Source organism: Thalassospira permensis NBRC 106175 (assembly GCF_000714555.1).
Classification (GTDB): domain Bacteria; phylum Pseudomonadota; class Alphaproteobacteria; order Rhodospirillales; family Thalassospiraceae; genus Thalassospira; species Thalassospira xiamenensis.
This window is the reverse complement of the sequence record NZ_AUNC01000071.1, coordinates 67792-85714: the sequence shown is the minus strand read 5'-3', so window position 1 is coordinate 85714 and position 17923 is coordinate 67792. Positions and strand designations below refer to the sequence as shown.

Annotated in this window: 15 protein-coding genes; 12 read left to right on the top strand and 3 right to left on the bottom strand. The window is 51.9% G+C overall.

Going from position 1 to position 17923, the window contains the following annotated elements; genetic code table 11:
• Window positions 1–191: 191 nt before the first annotated feature.
• The 9 genes from SMB34_RS19690 (at window position 192) to SMB34_RS19650 (ending at window position 9928) form a co-directional block, all read left to right on the top strand.
• A complete protein-coding gene (locus SMB34_RS19690) occupies window positions 192–2162 on the top strand; it encodes a methyl-accepting chemotaxis protein (protein WP_240478882.1) in 1971 nt (656 codons plus the stop codon).
• Between the two features lie 417 nt (window positions 2163–2579).
• Window positions 2580–3353: an ABC transporter ATP-binding protein gene (locus tag SMB34_RS19685; protein ID WP_037992580.1), complete on the top strand. Its 774-nt coding sequence runs from the start codon at window positions 2580–2582 to the stop codon at window positions 3351–3353.
• Between the two features lie 84 nt (window positions 3354–3437).
• A complete protein-coding gene (locus tag SMB34_RS19680) occupies window positions 3438–4235 on the top strand; it encodes a lysine/arginine/ornithine ABC transporter substrate-binding protein (protein ID WP_037992579.1) in 798 nt (265 codons plus the stop codon).
• A gap of 88 nt (window positions 4236–4323) precedes the next feature.
• A complete protein-coding gene (locus SMB34_RS19675) occupies window positions 4324–5016 on the top strand; it encodes an ABC transporter permease (RefSeq protein WP_037992577.1) in 693 nt (230 codons plus the stop codon).
• A 3-nt stretch (window positions 5017–5019) separates the two neighbouring features.
• Window positions 5020–5766, top strand: coding sequence for an ABC transporter permease (locus SMB34_RS19670; protein WP_037992574.1), 747 nt, complete (start codon window positions 5020–5022; stop codon window positions 5764–5766).
• A gap of 165 nt (window positions 5767–5931) precedes the next feature.
• On the top strand, window positions 5932–7035 hold the full coding sequence (locus tag SMB34_RS19665) for a succinylglutamate desuccinylase/aspartoacylase family protein (RefSeq protein WP_240478881.1): 1104 nt from the start codon (window positions 5932–5934) through the stop codon (window positions 7033–7035).
• 88 nt (window positions 7036–7123) lie between these two features.
• On the top strand, window positions 7124–7957 hold the full coding sequence (gene deoC, locus SMB34_RS19660) for a deoxyribose-phosphate aldolase (protein WP_037992571.1): 834 nt from the start codon (window positions 7124–7126) through the stop codon (window positions 7955–7957).
• Window positions 7958–8014: 57 nt separating this feature from the next.
• Entirely contained in the window at window positions 8015–9238 is a 1224-nt protein-coding gene (locus SMB34_RS19655; RefSeq protein ID WP_037992568.1) for a phosphopentomutase, read from the top strand.
• A 3-nt stretch (window positions 9239–9241) separates the two neighbouring features.
• Window positions 9242–9928, top strand: coding sequence for a DsbA family oxidoreductase (locus SMB34_RS19650; RefSeq protein WP_007089582.1), 687 nt, complete (start codon window positions 9242–9244; stop codon window positions 9926–9928).
• A gap of 58 nt (window positions 9929–9986) precedes the next feature.
• Here the strand turns inward: SMB34_RS19650 and mfd are convergent, their stop codons facing one another.
• Both mfd and SMB34_RS19640 read right to left on the bottom strand, forming a co-directional pair.
• Complete coding sequence (gene mfd / locus SMB34_RS19645) at window positions 9987–13484, bottom strand: transcription-repair coupling factor (protein ID WP_051682432.1); 3498 nt, start codon at window positions 13482–13484, stop codon at window positions 9987–9989.
• A gap of 4 nt (window positions 13485–13488) precedes the next feature.
• On the bottom strand, window positions 13489–13764 hold the full coding sequence (locus SMB34_RS19640; protein ID WP_007089584.1) for an FAD assembly factor SdhE: 276 nt from the start codon (window positions 13762–13764) through the stop codon (window positions 13489–13491).
• A gap of 234 nt (window positions 13765–13998) precedes the next feature.
• On the opposite strand from SMB34_RS19640, the gene recG reads away from it, so the two are divergent.
• Window positions 13999–16086 (top strand): ATP-dependent DNA helicase RecG, encoded by a 2088-nt coding sequence (gene recG / locus SMB34_RS19635; protein ID WP_037992567.1) that lies wholly within the window; start codon window positions 13999–14001, stop codon window positions 16084–16086.
• Window positions 16087–16144: 58 nt separating this feature from the next.
• On the opposite strand, the gene SMB34_RS19630 is transcribed toward recG, so the two are convergent.
• A complete protein-coding gene (locus SMB34_RS19630) occupies window positions 16145–16993 on the bottom strand; it encodes a DUF502 domain-containing protein (protein WP_007089586.1) in 849 nt (282 codons plus the stop codon).
• Between the two features lie 199 nt (window positions 16994–17192).
• On the opposite strand from SMB34_RS19630, the gene SMB34_RS19625 reads away from it, so the two are divergent.
• Together SMB34_RS19625 and SMB34_RS19620 are read left to right on the top strand one after the other, a co-directional pair.
• Complete coding sequence (locus SMB34_RS19625; RefSeq protein WP_007089587.1) at window positions 17193–17459, top strand: hypothetical protein; 267 nt, start codon at window positions 17193–17195, stop codon at window positions 17457–17459.
• Complete coding sequence (locus SMB34_RS19620) at window positions 17449–17895, top strand: NUDIX hydrolase (protein WP_007089588.1); 447 nt, start codon at window positions 17449–17451, stop codon at window positions 17893–17895. Before SMB34_RS19625 ends, SMB34_RS19620 begins: the two co-directional genes overlap by 11 nt.
• Window positions 17896–17923: the final 28 nt, after the last annotated feature.

Below are 17923 nucleotides of genomic sequence, written 5' to 3'. Positions count from 1 at the left end.
CCTCCCTTATTGTTAGCCGAATTTTGAACAGCGCTAAGACAAGTGTTTGTCATCGCGTTTATTCGCACGCATGAGTCGGTTCAGTTCAATCACACGATTAAGCCAGATAAAATCAAACGCCTTTTACTAATATTTGGGGTGCTTAAGTTCTCTTGTAACCGGGGTACATGATGCCAACCTGATAAAACAGGGTGGAGTGTATCAGCGGAGAAAACCTGATGTCACTGAATATTGGCAGCCGTATTCTTTTGGCAGCGGCACTGATTGTTGTGACCACATTTGTGGCATTCATTCTGTATTTCGACCTTCAACAAAGATCTGCAATTCAGGATTCACTTCAATCCAAGCTGATTGAAACGGGTTCTTTGGCAACAACCGGGATCGCAAATTGGATTGAGGGCCGAAAGTTGCTGGTAGAGAGCCTTGGGCAAAACATTGCCCGGAAGAATGACAGTGACAGTGTGAAGGATCTGGTCAGCCGCCCTGCCCTCGCCAATACATTCATGTTCTCGTATTTTGGCAGTGCATCTGGAGAAATGCTGATGTTTCCACCGGACGAACTGCCTGCCGCTTACGATCCACGTAAACGACCATGGTATTCGGACGCAGTTACCGCAGGTGGCAGTACGCTTACCGAACCTTATACGGATGCCTCAACTGGAAAGCTGATTGTGACAGCGACTACACCGGTTTCTTCTGATGGGAAAATCGTTGGCGTCGTAGGGGGAGATATTGACATCACCACCTTGGGGGAACTGGTGCGGAGCGTTGATCTGGGCGGGATCGGGTACGGATTTCTGGTTAACGACCAGGGAACTATCCTGATCCATCCTGATACCAATTTAACCCTCAAACCAATTGCAGAAGCCTTTCCGGAGAGTACCCCGACTGTTCAGGAAGGCATGGATGACGTCCTGAATGGAAGTGGTGATCAAATTTTCACTTTCTTCAAGGTTGAAGGTCTGCCTGCCGTAAGCTGGTACCTTGGCTTTGCCATCGACCGTGACCTTGCTTACCTGTCACTGACAAACTTCCGGCAGACATCCGTTATCACAGCCATTATCGCGGTCCTTGCCATAATGGGACTTCTGGGGATTTTGGTGCGCCAATGGGTATCGAGACCCGTTCTAAGCATGACAGATGCCATGACACGCCTTGCAAATGGTGATCGCAGCGTAGAAGTACCGGGTACCGAACTCAAGGATGAAATCGGTTCAATGGCTGCTGCTGTTGTTGTATTCAAGGACAATGCTATCGAAATGGAACGCCTTGCCAAAGAGAACGAGGCCGCCACAAAACGGCTGGCGGAGGAACGCAGACGCGCACTCAACCAAATGGCAGACAATTTCGAGAAAAATGTCCTTTCGATCGTTGAAACTGTCGCACATGCGTCCGAGCAGACCCAGCATGTAGCCAAACAGCTGACAGCAAGTGCCGAAGAATCCAATGCGCGGGCAGCTGCCGTTTCCAAAGCCGCAGCCGAGACGACTGAAAGCGTTCAGACCGTCGCATCCGCCACCGAGGAATTATCTGCCGCCATCAGGGAAATCGCAGCGCAAGTTACGCAATCGATCCAGGTTGCGAGCATGGCAGTTGACGGTGTGAATAATACCAGCCAGACGATTACGGAGCTTGCCGATGCAGCAGAACGGATTGGAAAGGTTGTCGGCTTAATTCAAGATATTGCAGGGCAGACAAACCTTTTGGCCCTGAACGCCACCATCGAAGCTGCTCGCGCCGGAGATGCCGGCAAAGGTTTTGCCGTTGTCGCCGGCGAGGTCAAATCTCTTGCCAATCAGACAGACAAGGCGACCGGCGACATTCAGACGCAGGTCCATGGCATACAGTCCTCTTCTACCCGCTCGGTAACAGAGATCGGCGATATCACCACAACAATCGAACGGATTAACGAGTTCTGCAATGCGATCGCCGCGGCTGTTGAGCAACAGGGAGCTGCGACGCAGGAAATTGCAGATAGCGTGCAACGAGCCGCATCGGGAACGCAGGATGTTTCGCGTAACGTATCGGCAGTTTCCGATGCTTCTACCATGGTCAGTGACGAAGCCCGTGCCCTTTTGCAGTCGTCAAATGAAATGCAGGCTTTGGCTGGAAAGCTTCGTCAGGAAGTGATTGGCTTCCTTAAAACGGTTCGCGACAATTGACCCTTTGTCATAATTGGTCCCCGCATCGTGTGTTAATCATGGTGCAGGCTTTTAATTTGCCATTTGGCTGCCGTAAAAATGGTCGAAAATCAAATCGCCAAGATTTAGGTGCAAAAATTTACAGCAGATCCATGGGTGATTCGGTGCCCTTGGCAATGGCGGGAATTTTTATTGCGTAAAACCACTTGGCACAGCAGTATATTTGCCAAGCTTTCCAAAGCCCGACCAAATATAATGCCGTGACGACCGTTTTCTTCATATAACTGCAAAAAATCAGTAGAATTACGGTGCCCAGACAGGCAATTATTCAGGGGAAAATGTGATTGGGATTGTCCAAAGGGGTGAAGCATCGATTTGATGCGGATCGGACTGGTCCGACACAACAAGAGTTTTCAACAGGGGACTTTTTATCTCGATATGAGCACAAACATACCCGCCCTAAAGGTCGAAGGGATGTTCAAAAGCTTTGGGGAGCATGAAGTCCTCAAAGGTATTGATCTGACCGCGAATACCGGTGACGTGATTTCGATCATCGGTTCATCCGGTTCTGGCAAAAGTACCTTTTTGCGTTGTATCAACCTTCTTGAAACACCGAATTCCGGTGCCGTGCATGTCCACGGGGAACTGATCAAAATGCGCGGCCTGAAAGACGGAAGTCAGGAGCCCGCCGATAAGAAACAGCTTCAACGCATTCGCACCAAATTGGCCATGGTCTTTCAAAGCTTCAATCTATGGAGTCACCTTACCATTCTGGAAAATGTGATCGAAGCGCCGGTGCATGTTCTTGGCATTCCGAAAAAAGAGGCCATCGAACGTGCGGATGCCCTGCTTCACAAAGTAGGGATGTATGAACGCCGCGACTATTATCCCGGCCACATTTCCGGCGGACAGCAACAACGCGCTGCCATTGCCCGTGCTTTGGCGATAGAGCCCGAAGTTCTGCTGTTTGACGAACCGACATCGGCTCTTGACCCCGAATTGGTTGGTGAGGTTCTGCACGTTATGACGGGCCTTGCCGAAGAAGGCCGAACCATGCTCGTTGTAACCCACGAGATGGGATTTGCCAAAGGCGTATCAAGCCACGTTATGTATCTTCATCAGGGACTGGTCGAAGAGTTTGGTGCCCCGAAAGAAGTTTTCGAAAATCCAAAATCAGAGCGCATGAAGCAATTCCTTCAGCGAGATTTCTGATCTGGAAAGGACGGTTCCCTTAAAGAACCTTCCGAAAAGGACAGTGTCGACACGGCCTGTTCTCAACAACAAGGGAGACTATGAATGAAAAACTGGATCAAGGTTGCAACCGCTGCAGCCGTGGGTGTCGCACTGAGTGCATCGGCAGCAAGTGCAGCCTGGGAAAAAGTCGTCATCGCAACCGAGGGTGCATATCCTCCGTTCAACTATGTCGACAAGGATGGCAAACTGCAGGGATTTGATGTCGATTTCGCTGTAAAACTTTGCGAAACCGCTGGCATCGAATGCGAGATCGTAGCTCAGGATTGGGACGGGATCATTCCGGGGCTGCTGGCGAAAAAATATGATGCAATCATCGCCCAGATGTCGATCACCGAAGAGCGCAAACGTTCGATCGATTTCACCAACTATTACAGCACCACACCGGCTGTGTTTGTTGGCAAGGAAGGAATGTCTGTCACAGCTTGGAAAGACGATGCTGTAGTTGAAGATGCGCTGGATGGTCTGGTCATTGGCGTTCAGCGTTCGACCACCCATTCGGCCTTCCTTGAAGACAATTTCCCGAATGCGGAAATTCGCATGTACGACACGCAGGACAACGCGCTGCTCGATCTGACAGCAGGTCGTATTGATGCGACGCTTGCTGATTCCGGCGTGCTGGTTGAATGGGTCAAATCAGATGCGGGCAAAGGCTATGCGTTTATTTCCGATACCTTTGCGCCTAAAGAATTCTTTGGCGAAGGTACTGGTATCGGTATCCGTAAAGAAGACCAGGACCTGAAAGAGATCCTGAACAAGGCACTGGCAGAAATGCTTGCCAACGGTTCGTATCAGGAAATCAACAAAAAATACTTCGAAGAAATCAACCTGCACCCGAATTGATCGGAAGGCAGTTTAGGGCGGCACTTAATGTGCCGCCCTTCCTTATTGCCCCCATATTGGCGCGGCATGAAGGTTTGCAGGAGATACCATGTTTGATTTATACGGCCGCGGTTGGCAGATGCTTGAAGGTGGACTTGTGACGGTCCAGCTTTGCCTGACCGTGTTACCATTCATGATTATTCTGGGTTTGCTGGGCGCATCGGCAAAGCTGTCGCGTTACAAAGCCCTTCGGATCATCGGGGAAAGTTATACCGTTATTATTCGCGGTATTCCCGAACTTCTGGTTATTTTATTGATCTATTTTGGCGGTACTATTGCCATTCAGAACCTCGCCGAACTGATCGGCGGTGAGGCGGTTCGCGTTGACATTCCTGCATTTTGGTCGGGGGTTGCTGCCCTTGCGCTTGTTCAGGGGGCCTTTGCATCCGAGGTATTCCGGGCTGCAATGCAGTCCATTCCACTTGGCCAGATAGAAGCGGCAACCGCATGCGGTATGACACCCACGCAGATATTCATTCGCATCAAGTTGCCCCAGCTCTGGCGGTTTGCCCTGCCCGGCCTTAACAATCTGTTTCAGGTTCTGATCAAGGATACGGCATTGATATCAGTCGTGGGCGTCGAAGAAATTCTGCGCAAGGCCGCGGTCGGTGCGGGTACAGAAAAAGCGCCCTTTACGTTTTATCTGGTCGCCATGGCAATGTTTCTGGCCTTTACCACCGTATCGCTATTTGTCTTCAATCGACTTGAAAAGCGGGCTTCCCGCGGCATTGCGAGGGCGTGATCGATGTTTGAAGATCTGATATACGTCCTTACCAAGTACGATGCATGGCTTTGGCAGGGCTTCCTTCTGACCCTGCAATTGCTTGTCGTTTCGGTTGTTTTTGGCACCTTGCTTGCCATTCCGCTTGCGATTGCGCGGGTGTCAAAGCTGATCTGGGTTCAGGCTCTTCCGTTTGCCTTTATTTATGTGTTTCGCGGCACGCCGCTAATTGCGCAGCTGTTCATGATGTATTATGGCTGCGGGCAGCTGATCGCCAGCATTGATGGTATTCAGGATCACTGGTCCTGGACGTATCTGCGTGATCCTTACTGGTACTGTCTGTTGACGTTTGTTCTTAACACGGCGGCCTATATGGCCGAGATCATGCGCGGCGGTATCCAGAACGTTCCGAATGGCGAGATTGAGGCGGCGCGCGCGTGCGGAATGGCCCCCGCCACCATTTATCGCCGGATCATCTTCCCGCGTATGTGGCAGATTATCTGGCCCGCCTACACCAACGATGTAATTTTCACGCTTAAGGCAACGTCACTGGCGTCAACGGTGACAATGATGGAACTAACCGGAGCCGCGCGCAAAATTGTTGCTCGCACTGCATTGCCATATGAAGCCTTTATTTCGGCCGGTGTGATCTACCTGATCATTGTTTACGTTCTCACCTTTGGCTTCAAGGGGATCGAGAAGCACCTTCGCCGAAACGAAAACCGGAAAGAAAACAAATCCGTTCCGGCCAAAGCTGGCGGACATATTTGATCCAGCCTTTTGTGCCTGCCCCCGAGCGAAGATAAGCATCGCTCGGGGCCACGCGTCCCAGCCAGCCATGCAACCCAGTAGTTTGCAAGTGCTGTTGATAATGCCACCACCAAATCCCACAGGAATATCATGCAACAAGAACGCATTGAATTGATTCGCCCTCAAATGGGTACTGCCCGCGCGCTTACCGTCCGTCGCTATGGCAAAGTCGGGCAAGGACCAAAAGCTTATCTGCAGGCAGCCCTTCATGCCGACGAGCTCCCTGGTGTAATCGCCCTGCACCATTTGGAAATGCTCCTGAAAGCTGCCGAAGAAAGCGGCCAGATCAACGGTGAAATCGTGGTTGTACCGTTCGCCAATCCGATCGGTTTCACCCAGTATGTTGATATGAAACCGCTCGGGCGTTTTGAAATGCGCACCGGACAGAACTTCAACCGTCACTATCCCGACCTGTGTAAGGAACTGATTGCGGCTGTTGATGGTAAGCTTAGTCAGGATCCGGATGCTAATGTTGAATGTGCGCGTGTCGAACTTCGTCGCTTGATCAAGGAACACCGCAGCAATGCAGGGCCCTTGACCGATCTTGAGGATTTACGTCTGACACTGGCGGAACTGGCAATTGATGCGGACTATGTTCTTGACCTGCATTGCGACTGGGAAGCCGCCATGCATCTTTATACCAGCGATTCCAGCTGGCCGGATGCAGCAGATCTGTCGGCTCAAATCGGTGCAGAAGCCTGCCTGATTGCCGAAGAAAGCGGCGCCAACCCGTTCGACGAAGCTTTCAGCCGCCCCTGGGTCGAATTGCGCCGCGTTTATGGCGACAAGTTTCCGATCCCGATGGCAACACTTTCAACCACAATCGAATTGCGCGGTGAACAGGACGTTTATGATCACCTTGCCAGTCGGGATGCAAAGAACCTGTTTGCATTCCTGCAACGTCGTGGCGTTATCGCAGGTGATCCCGGCCCCCTGCCCCAGGCAAAATGCACGGCCACACCGCTTGCAGGTGTTGATCGCGTAACGGCAACCCATGGCGGGATGATCGTGTTTTCCGTCGATGCCGGTGTCCATGTAAAGGCAGGTCAGGAACTGGGCTATGTTCTTGATTGCGAAACAGGTGAAAAAACACCGTTTTCCAGTCGTACAGACGGTTTCATGTACGCACGTGTCGGTGGGCGTCTTGTGGTCCCCGGCGGTTTGCTTTGCTCTGTCGCAGGGCCCGAAGCATTGCCTGGTCGCGAAGGGCTTCTTTTGACCGCACGTTGACCTTCTTTACGGGACGCGATAGCAAGAGTTCGGTATAATCCTTGCCGAATTCAACACTTCGCGTCCCGCGCGTTTTAAGGATATCGACATGTTCGACCCGAATTCTGTTTCAGAAGTCATTACATCTGCCAAAGCAGCAGCAAGAAGCGATGCGGAAACCGCGCGCCTGACCATTTCCGTTCTTGATCTGACCAGCCTGAATGACGATGACACGGTCGAAAAGATCGAAGCACTGTGTGAGCGCGCACAAAGCCCGGCCGGGAATACCGCCGCTGTTTGTGTGTATGCCCCATTTATCGAAACCGCATGGCGGGCGCTGGGCCAAAGCGGTGTTAAAACTGCTACTGTTGTCAATTTCCCGGACGGTGACACCAATGCGCAGCGTGTGGGCGACGAAACAGCAGACGCCGTTGCCAAGGGTGCGGACGAGGTTGATCTGGTTTTGCCTTACAAGGCTTTTATAGCCGGGGATATCCAGACTGTCGTTGATGTTATTGAAGCAACCCGCATGGCTTGCGGTCCGATGACCACGATGAAGGTCATTCTTGAAAGCGGCGAATTTGACGATCTTTCCAAGGTCTATGATGCCGCCCGCCTTGCGATCAAACATGGTGCGAATTTCGTCAAAACCTCGACCGGGAAAGTGCCAGTTGGCGCGACGCCCGAGGCGGCGGTAGCAATGATTTCGGCCATTCGCGATGCCCGGGAGGAAGATGGTCTTGCTTGTGGCTTCAAGGCATCTGGCGGCGTCAAAACGGCTGATGACGCAGCATTGTTTCTTGCAATTGCGGATGAAATAATGGGTGAAGGCTGGGCAGAGCCAAGCACGTTCCGTTTCGGTGCCAGCGGGGTTTTGACAGCCTTGTTGGAAACTTGTGGTATTGATCAGTCTGTTGCGCCAAAGACGACTGGCAACTACTGAGAATTATGACTATCTGCCAATCAATCCAAATGGCAGATACAGCTGAAGGAAGACGGAATGGCCCGCGCCATAATCATTGTTGCAGACAGTTTCGGTATCGGCGCAGCCCCAGATGCAGCCAAGTTTGGTGATCAGGGCTCAGACACCTTGGGTCACATTGCAGAAAACTGTGCTAATGGTCTGGCAGACAATGATATTCGCAAGGGAGAACTGAATATTCCCAACATGACCGCGTTAGGTCTTGGCGAAGCCGCCAGGGATGCAACCGGTCGTGTCCCACCGGGACTTGAACATGGTGGCGCGATGATTGGCGCCTATGGCCATGCCCAGGAACTGTCACGCGGTAAGGATACGCCAAGCGGCCATTGGGAAATTGCGGGTGTGCCCGTTGATTTTGATTGGGGCTATTTCCCGCTTGAAGTGCCGACCTTCCCCAGAGAATTGACCGATACGCTGATCAAGCAGGCAAAGTTGCCCGGTATTCTTGGCAATTGTCATGCATCTGGTACAACAATCATTGCCGAACTCGGGGAAGAACACATCAAAACCGGCATGCCGATTTGCTATACTTCGGCCGATAGCGTGTTTCAGATTGCCGCCCACGAAGAGCATTTTGGTCTGGATCGGTTGTACAAGGTTTGCGAGATCGCCTTTAAACTGGTTGAACCATATAATATTGGCCGTGTCATCGCCCGCCCGTTTGTCGGCAGCAGTCCGTCTGATTTCAAGCGAACGGCAAATCGTCGCGATATAGCGATCCCGCCTCATAGACCGACCCTACTGGATAAGTTTAGCGAGGCTGGCGGCACGGTCATCTCGGTGGGCAAAATTGCCGATATCTATGCGCAGCGCGGCATTTCAAAGAAGGTAAAGGCATCGGGTAATATGGCCCTTTTTGATGCCATGATGACTGAAATTGATCAGGCGCCTGATAACAGCATCGTTTTCACCAATCTTGTCGATTTTGATATGGAGTTTGGTCATCGTCGCGATGTGCCGGGTTATGCCAATGCCCTTGAAGAGTTCGATGCCCGCATTCCCGAACTGCGCGCGATTTTAAAGCCGGGCGACCTTGTCATCATCACCGCGGATCATGGCTGCGATCCAACTTGGCGCGGCAATGATCACACACGCGAATTCGTGCCGATTCTGGCATTCGGTCCAGCCATTCAACCCGGGCCGATTGGCATGCGTGACAGTTTTGCCGATATTGGCCAAACCGTTGCGGATCACCTTGGCATCGCGCCGCTGGCCGCGGGTACTTCGTTCCTGAATGGATAAAACATGAACTGGCAACCCGGTCATAGCAAAGCACCGATGGCGCCGATCCGTATCGAGGCGATAATCGATACCGTGTGTCCATGGTGTTACATCGGCAAGAAACGTTTGGAAAAGGCGCTTGTCCGGGAAAAACTTGACCATATGCCAATTACCTGGCGTCCATTCCTTTTGAACCCCGATATGCCAACGGGCGGGATAGACCGGAAATTATATCTGTCGGCCAAATTTGGCGGCACTGAAAGTGCAACTCGGGTTTACAAGGCGATTGAGGCTGCGGGTGCGGCTGTCGGGATCGATTTCAATTTCGATGCCATTCGTCTGACGCCGGATTCAACAGATTCCCATCGCCTGATCTATAAAGTTTGCGCCGAACGCCCTGCTGTCGGGAATGATCTGGTTGAAGACCTGTTTACGGCTTACTTCCTTGATGGACGCGACATTGGTGATCTTGATGTTCTGGTTGAGATTGCCGTCACCCATGGTGAAGACAGAAACGAAATCCTTGATTACCTTGGGGGTGACATGGATCGCGAATTCGTATCGCAGGAAAACCGGGTTGCCCATCAAATGGGCGTAACCGGGGTCCCATGCTTCCTGTTTAATGGCCGCCATGCTCTTTCGGGCGCGCAGGAACCGGAAATCCTGCAACGCATGATCCGTCTGGCGCGTCAGGAAGAAACACCCATCTGACATGTATTCCGTCTGGGAATAAAAAAGGCAGGTCCTGAACGGGTACCTGCCTTTTTCGTTATGCTTTTGCAGCAATGTCGGCCAAGCGACGCATCAGGCGCTTTAAACCTTCCAATCGATCTGTCGGACCATCCCACCCCGCAGCATAAACGATCTTGTGATCCGGGCGCAAACGGGCCACGCCAACCTGTTGCTGGATAAAACCAACCAGACCGGCCGGGTTCGGGAATTCATTATTCCGAAGCGTGATAAGCGCCCCTTTGGGGCCGGCATCAAGTTTTTCAACATTGGATGTACGGCACCATTGTTTGATCGTGACCACGTCCAAAAGGTTTTCGACCTCTTTTGGCAGCTTGCCAAAGCGGTCAATCATCTCGGCGGCAAATTGGTCAACTTCCTCGCGGGGACGCAGTTCCGAAATCCGTCGATACAGGCCAAGTCGTACGCCAAGGTCAGGCACATAACGATCCGGTATCAGCACCGGCATTCCGACATTGATCTGCGGAACGAATGATGCCGCGTCATCGGCCTCTATCTCACCCTTGGCCTCGGCCACGGCTTCTTCGATCATCTGCTGATAAAGTTCGATCCCGACTTCCTTGATATGGCCTGATTGTTCCTCGCCAAGCAGGTTTCCTGCTCCGCGAATATCAAGGTCATGGCTGGCAAGATTGAAACCGGCACCAAGACTGTCAAGCGTCTGCATGACTTCAAGTCGCTTTAATGCAGTTGCTGTAAGCTTCTTGCCATTTGGCAATGTCAGATAGGCATAAGCGCGCTGTTTTGATCGACCGATACGCCCGCGCAACTGATAAAGCTGCGCCAAACCAAACATGTCGGCGCGATGTATGATCATGGTATTGGCGTTCGGAACATCGATTCCGGACTCGATAATATTGGTCGCAAGCAACAGATCAAATTTGCGATCAGTGAAATCGGTCATCACCTGTTCAAGGTCACGAGGCCCCATCTGGCCATGTGCAACGTCAAACTTGATTTCAGGCACAAGTGTTTCTAGTTCCTTGGCAACCCGCCCAAGTTCATTGACCCGTGGGCAGACATAGAAGATTTGCCCGCCACGATGACGTTCACGCAATATCGCTTCGCGCACAACAACCGGATCATATGGCGTGATATAAGTCCGAACAGCAAGACGGTCGACCGGCGGGGTTGCAATAATCGAAAGTTCTTTTACCCCGGTCAGGGCAAGCTGCAATGTGCGTGGGATCGGCGTCGCTGTTAATGTCAGCACATGGACATCGGTTTTAAGCTCTTTCAGGCGTTCCTTATGCTTGACGCCGAAATGCTGCTCTTCATCGATGATCAGAAGCCCAAGATCTTTGAACTTTACACCGTTACCCAAAAGCGCGTGTGTCCCACACACGATGTCTACATGCCCGCTTTCAAGGTTGTCCTTGACCAGCTTGGCATTCTTGCCGGTCACCAGACGCGACAGTTGCTCTACCCGCACCGGAAGCCCGTCAAAGCGCTGCTTGAAGGTCAGGTAATGCTGACGGCATAGCAATGTGGTCGGTGCAACAATCGCAACCTGTTTGCCCGACATTACGGCGGCAAAGGCTGCGCGCAATGCGACCTCTGTTTTGCCAAAGCCAACGTCCCCGCATACAAGACGATCCATCGGCTTTCCTGCGGCCAGATCGTCAAGCGTATCGCGAATGGCACGTGCCTGATCTTCGGTTTCAGCAAACGGGAAGCTTGCACAGAATTCGTCATAACTTCCCTCGGGGGCGGTCAAGGCCGCCCCTTTGCGCAGATGGCGTTCGGCGGCAACCTTTATCAGCTTGCCTGCCATATCGCGAATGCGCTCGCGCAATTTGGCCTTGCGGGCCTGCCAGGCAACGCCGCCAAGTTTATCAAGGATCGACAGCCCCTCGTCCGAGCCATAGCGCGATAGAACTTCGATATTCTCAACCGGAACAAAAAGCTTGTCACCGCCATCATATTCCAGTTCCAGACAATCGTGAGGCGCACCACCCGCCGTAACGGTCCGAAGACCAAGATAACGACCGATCCCGTGGTCAAGATGGACGACAAGGTCCCCCTCTGAAATCTCGGATGCTTCACGCAGGAAGTTTTCAGCCTTGCGACGTCGTCCGCCTGGACGGCTCATACGATCGCCCAGAATATCCTGTTCCGAAAGTATCCAAAGACCGTCACGGCGGAACCCGTGTTCAAGATCGAGAATAACAACAGCAAGCTGTTCTGGCGTCAGATCGTCAGTAACATCTTCCCAGCATTCTGCCGTAACAACCTTTGCAACTCCATGTTCGCGCAGAACCGAAACCATACGGTCACGTGATCCATCGGAATAAGCTGCGATAACAACCTGTTGATTCTTTCCACGTTGGGCGACGATGAAATCACGCAATTCATCATAAAGATTGGTATCGGCCCGTGCCCGAACATCACCAAAGTCGCGCCCGGGACGCGCCCCCATGTCAAAAACGGCACGCTCAGCACTTTCTTCTTCGTAGTAAGGTGAAAGTTCTAGAACCGTGCGATCATTCAGCATCCGGTCAAATTCGGCCTGATCAAGGTAAAGCCGCTCGGGCGGCACAGGTTTATAAACATTGTCCTCCGAAAGCCCGCCGCCCTTTATATTCAGGCGTGCCTGATAATAATCGTCAATCATCTCAAGGCGGTTTTCGATGACCTCGCCATATTGATGATCAAGGCTGACCATTACACCCGGAAGATAGGCAAATACAGTGTCCATACCGTCGTGGAACAACGGCAGCCAATGCTCCATGCCACCATATTTCAAGCCGTTACTGATCGATTCATAAAGTGGATCAGTTTGCGATACGACGCCAAAAAGTTCGCGATATCCGCTGCGGAACCGGGAAATGCTTTCGTGATCCAGAAACACTTCGCCAACGGGCAGAAGGGCGATTTCGTTGATCCGTCCGACAGTGCGCTGGGTTTCAACGTCAAACCGGCGAATGCTTTCGATCTCGTCACCAAAGAAGTCAAGTCGCACAGGCTCTTTCATGCCCGGCGCAAAGATATCAACAATATCACCACGAACCGCGTAATCACCGGGCTCCATAACCTGTTCGGCACGATTATAGCCCATCCGATCAAAATAGCCGGTCAGATCGGCGCGGGAATGCTCCTGTCCTGATTTAAAGGTCAGTTTGCCATCGCGCATAACATCTACCCGCGGGACGCGTTGCATGACCGCCGCTGCTGTTGCCAGAACGATACGTCCCTGCCCGCTGGCCGGTTTGATATCCTCAGCCAGTGTCGTCAATGTTTCAACCCTGCGTGCCGTAACTTCGGCAATCGGTGAAACCCGGTCGTAAGGCAAGCAATCCCATGCCGGAAGGGTCAAGACTTCGACCTCGCCCGCAAAGAAAGCAAGTGCCTCGGCAAGCTGGGCCATGCGTTTGTCATCGCGCACGATATGCAGGATTGTGGCGTCGTTTGCCGATGCATCCAGCAATTCGCGCAACAATAAAGCGTCGGCACCCTCGGGAACACCACACAGCCGCTTGCGACCTTTTGTTGAAATGATTTCTTTTAATTTATTCAATGTTTTATCTGGCGTTGCTAAGTTCCTGAATCATGTGCAGCACGTCGGTATCATATTCCTCCGGTGCCTGCTCTTTGCCCGTTGCCCACTTAAAGAAATCGGCATCGGGAACATCATTCATCAGGATTTCAAAACGTTCGAGCTGTTCTTCTGACAGGGTGGCAAGGTGCGCCTCCATGAAACGACCGATCAGGATATCGTTTTCCTTGGTCCCGCGATGGCCGCCGCGAAACAGCAATTTCTTGCGTCGGACTTCAAGTTCTTTGCTGTCGATACTCACGTTCGATCTCCTGTCTTTTCTGGTCACTGTGCATCGGCATAAAACCAAAGGCACAGTTTGTCTTTTGTGGCATGGTTTGTACGGTAAATTCGCCAATTGGTCCATGCTGTCATCCATCCAATTTGCATTGGCTCGTGACTTGTCGATTGTCGCACGATAATTTTGTTGTATACCCAGCACCTAAACCGATTTGTTCTATTAACGTTCTTACCCGAAAACACAACGAAAACCGTCATGCGCCCGGAAATATTGTTCCCGCTTTTTGCTGAAGTCGACAGCTTGCCTGGCATTGGCCCGCGCCTGAAGCCTTTGCTTGCGCGGTTGATCGGCGGCGAACATGTGGTCGATTTGCTGTGGCATCTGCCATCGGGGCTGATTGATCGACGTTTTTCTCCGCCTCTAACAGAAACAATTGATGGATCGATTGTTACGCTGGATGTCTGGATCGAACGCCATGATGCCCCGCCAAATCGGCGCCGCCCGTATCGGGTCATTTGCAAAACTCAAAGTGGCCCTCTGGTTTTGGCATTTTTCAATGCCAGGGCCAAATATCTGAACGAAGTTCTGCCGGTTGGTGAAAAGCGTATCATCTCGGGCAAAATTGATCATTATCGCGGTGAATACCAGATCACCCATCCTGACCGAATTGGTACCGAGGCCGAGCGTGATGAAATTCAAACCGTGGAGCCTGTGTACCCGATGTCAGCTGGTGTCACGGGTAAAACTCTTACCAAATCAACTCGTGCGGCTCTTGCGATGGTACCGGAGCTCCCGGAATGGCATGACCCCGCCCTACAGGCGCGGCACAAATGGCCTGATCTGAAGTCCGCCCTGCATCAGGTTCATAACCCTGAAAATGATGGCGACCTGTCACCTGACCACCCTGCCCGCAAACGACTTGCCTATGATGAACTGCTGGCAAACCAGCTTGCCCTTGCGCTTATTCGAGCAAAGATGCGGAAGCTGGGCGGACGAGCAACAAATGGTGATGGCCGTTTGCGCAAGGCACTTGAAGCAGAACTTCCCTTTGCCATGACAGGTGCGCAGCAACGCGCACTGAAAGACATTTACGAAGACATGGGTGGCAACGGACGCATGCTACGCCTGCTTCAGGGGGATGTTGGCTCTGGAAAAACGGTTGTCGCCCTGATGGCCATGCTGAATGCAATCGAAACAGGCAGTCAGGCTGCTTTGATGGCGCCGACTGAAATTCTTGCCCGTCAGCATTTTGAAACGATCACCCCGCTTCTTGAAAAGATCGGTGTGACCTGCGCAATCCTGACGGGTCGTGATAAAGGCAAAAGTCGTAAAGCTGCGCTCGAAGGTTTTGCAGATGGCACTTTTCAGATTGCCGTTGGTACGCATGCACTGTTTCAGGAAGAAGTGAAATTCCGCGATCTGGCTTTCGCCGTTGTCGATGAACAACATCGATTTGGCGTCCATCAACGTTTGATGCTGGCTGGCAAAGGACAGGCTGTCGACGTACTGGTCATGACGGCAACACCGATCCCCAGAACCCTGACCCTAACGGCCTTTGGGGATATGGAAGTATCGCGATTGGATGAAAAACCACCAGGAAGAAAGCCCGTTGATACACGTGTCCTGCCCGCTGACAAAGCGGATGACGTGATATCAGGCATCGGGCGTGCCATGCGCACCGGAACCAAGATTTACTGGGTATGCCCATTGGTCGAGGATTCCGAAATCCTTGACCTGCAGGCAGCAGAAGAACGTTATCGCATTCTGGTCGAACTTTTTGGCGAAAGTCGTGTCGGGCTTGTCCACGGCAAAATGAAAGCCAAGGACAAGGACGCCGTGATGGAACGCTTCGCCCACGGTGATCTGTCAATTCTTGTCGCAACCACCGTGATTGAGGTTGGTGTCAACGTCCCGGAAGCGACAATCATGGTCATAGAACATGCTGAACGCTTTGGGTTGGCACAGTTGCATCAGCTACGCGGACGAATCGGACGTGGAGACGCGGCATCAACCTGTCTGCTGCTTTACGGTTCACCATTAGGCGAAATTTCAAAAGCTCGTCTGAAAATCATGCGCGAAACCGAAGACGGTTTTATCATTGCCGAAGAAGATCTTCGTTTGAGAGGCGCTGGCGAAGTATTGGGCACCCGGCAAAGCGGTTTGCAAGCCTATCGCCTAGCCAGTCTCGAGATGCATGGGGATTTGCTTGCAATTGCACGTGATGATGCCCGACTGATTGTCGAACTTGATCCCGATCTGCAAAAACCGCGCGGCGAAGCATTGCGGTTGTTGCTGTATCTTTTCGAGCGCGACGAAGCCGTTCGCTATTTCCGGTCCGGCTAAAAAACAAGGGCGCTTGCAAATTGCGGCGCCCTTGTTTTTTGTTTTCCATTAAACCGCTTCACGCATCCTCGCGGCTTTTGTCATCGGTATTCTCGTTCCCCGGTTCGGGATGTTTGGAAACCAGAACCGGTATGTTTTCTTTTTCACGCAAAACATCGACGTCTTCGTATGTCTTTGCGGAAACACGCGGCTTGGCCTGAAGTTCAGCACTGCGACGATCAGTTGGTGTGACAATCCCGCCTGACATAACCATTTTGATCGCCTCTTCGACCGTCATATCAAGGATCACGATATCCCGGCGTGGCACGAACAAAAGGAACCCCGATGTCGGGTTTGGTGTGGTTGGCAAAAAGATATTGATAACTGTATCTTCCGTCAGGTTCTGCACTTCACCCTTTGTCTCGCCGGTAATAAAGCCAATAGCCCACATGCCGCGGCGCGGATATTCCAGCAAAACAGCCTGACGGAATGCATTGGACTGATTGGCCAGCACCGTTTCAAGTATCTGTTTGACCGCGCCATAAATGCTGCGAACCGCAGGAATACGCGCCAGAATACGTTCATAAAGCTTGATCAGCGCGCGTCCGGCAAAGTTGGTGGTGAACCAGCCGACAACCGTAATGAAAATCAGGATCACCAACAAACCAAATCCCGGGATACCGTATTCCTGATAACCTTCGGGCAGGTAATAGACCGGGTTGTAATGCCCCGGAATCAGCGGCATGACCTTACTGTCGACGAATTCTATAAACCACCATGCCAGACCAAATGTTATAACAAGTGGCGCACTGACGAGAACACCTGTCAGAAAATAAGCACGCACACGGGCAAAAAAGCCCGGACTGGGAAGGGCATGTCCGGCGTTTTCGCTATCCGAATCATGTTGGTTATCGTGATTGGCGGTCATTGATCACCTGTGAAGAGACGTCGCATTACATCTTTTGACCTGTAATACATATTTGCATTCACCATTTGTCATTAACAGTATGGCAATGCTGCGACTATTAAGCTGGGAAACTCCCATTTATAGAGTGATAGCAGCATTCAAGTTTGTGGCGCAACCAAACAAAACAGGCGACATCAACCGCCATTGAAAAGGAGTTGTTTTGCAGGTCTGGATTGTTGAATACATATACGATGATAATGGCTCTGTCGGTATCCGCACAGCGAAGGTAACAGCGCCCGATTATGAGACTGCACGGCAATTTGCCCTGGGTGACGCACCAGCAGTCGATTTCGTGATGTCTTTGCGTCCGGAATCCGAAGATCAGTTTCTTGGCCGACCTGCCATAAGGGCGCGGGAAATGACAGGAAAAGTCGCCCATGACGTTCCTGATCCGGATGAAGACATAGAAGATGAGGATGATGTCTGATATCGACGATAAGCGAGATTACCTTGCCAGACCGATCATCGGAGTTGGTGCTGTTATTTGGAATGACGAAAATGTTTTACTGATCAAACGGGGCAAGGCGCCAAGTAAAGGCAGTTGGAGCATTCCCGGCGGCGCACAGGAGCTTGGTGAAACATTGCGTGATGCGGTTCGGCGGGAAGTCCTGGAGGAAGCCGGTATCATCGTATCAACCCCGGTTCTGATTGATACAGTCGACCTGATCACGCCAGATGGCAATGGGCAGGTTCAATATCACTATACCCTGATCGACTTCGTCGCCGAAGCACAAGAAACCGATTTAAAGACTGGCGGCGATGCTGCCGATGCCCGCTGGGTGCCTTTCGTGCAGCTTGATGACTACAGGCTTTGGGACAAAACCAAAGACATCATTACCCGCTCGCGCGCTTTACGTCGGTAAATTCACCCCCCACGAAAACAAAAAGGCG

Coding starts and splice junctions, on each gene's coding strand:
- SMB34_RS19630 (WP_007089586.1), bottom strand. CDS start 16,993: ATGACCGCCAATCACGATAACCAACATGATTCGGATAGCGAAAACGCC.
- SMB34_RS19670 (WP_037992574.1), top strand. CDS start 5,020: ATGTTTGAAGATCTGATATACGTCCTTACCAAGTACGATGCATGGCTT.
- SMB34_RS19685 (WP_037992580.1), top strand. CDS start 2,580: ATGAGCACAAACATACCCGCCCTAAAGGTCGAAGGGATGTTCAAAAGC.
- SMB34_RS19655 (WP_037992568.1), top strand. CDS start 8,015: ATGGCCCGCGCCATAATCATTGTTGCAGACAGTTTCGGTATCGGCGCA.
- SMB34_RS19675 (WP_037992577.1), top strand. CDS start 4,324: ATGTTTGATTTATACGGCCGCGGTTGGCAGATGCTTGAAGGTGGACTT.
- SMB34_RS19665 (WP_240478881.1), top strand. CDS start 5,932: ATGGGTACTGCCCGCGCGCTTACCGTCCGTCGCTATGGCAAAGTCGGG.
- SMB34_RS19620 (WP_007089588.1), top strand. CDS start 17,449: ATGATGTCTGATATCGACGATAAGCGAGATTACCTTGCCAGACCGATC.
- SMB34_RS19680 (WP_037992579.1), top strand. CDS start 3,438: ATGAAAAACTGGATCAAGGTTGCAACCGCTGCAGCCGTGGGTGTCGCA.
- SMB34_RS19650 (WP_007089582.1), top strand. CDS start 9,242: ATGAACTGGCAACCCGGTCATAGCAAAGCACCGATGGCGCCGATCCGT.
- deoC (WP_037992571.1), top strand. CDS start 7,124: ATGTTCGACCCGAATTCTGTTTCAGAAGTCATTACATCTGCCAAAGCA.
- recG (WP_037992567.1), top strand. CDS start 13,999: ATGCGCCCGGAAATATTGTTCCCGCTTTTTGCTGAAGTCGACAGCTTG.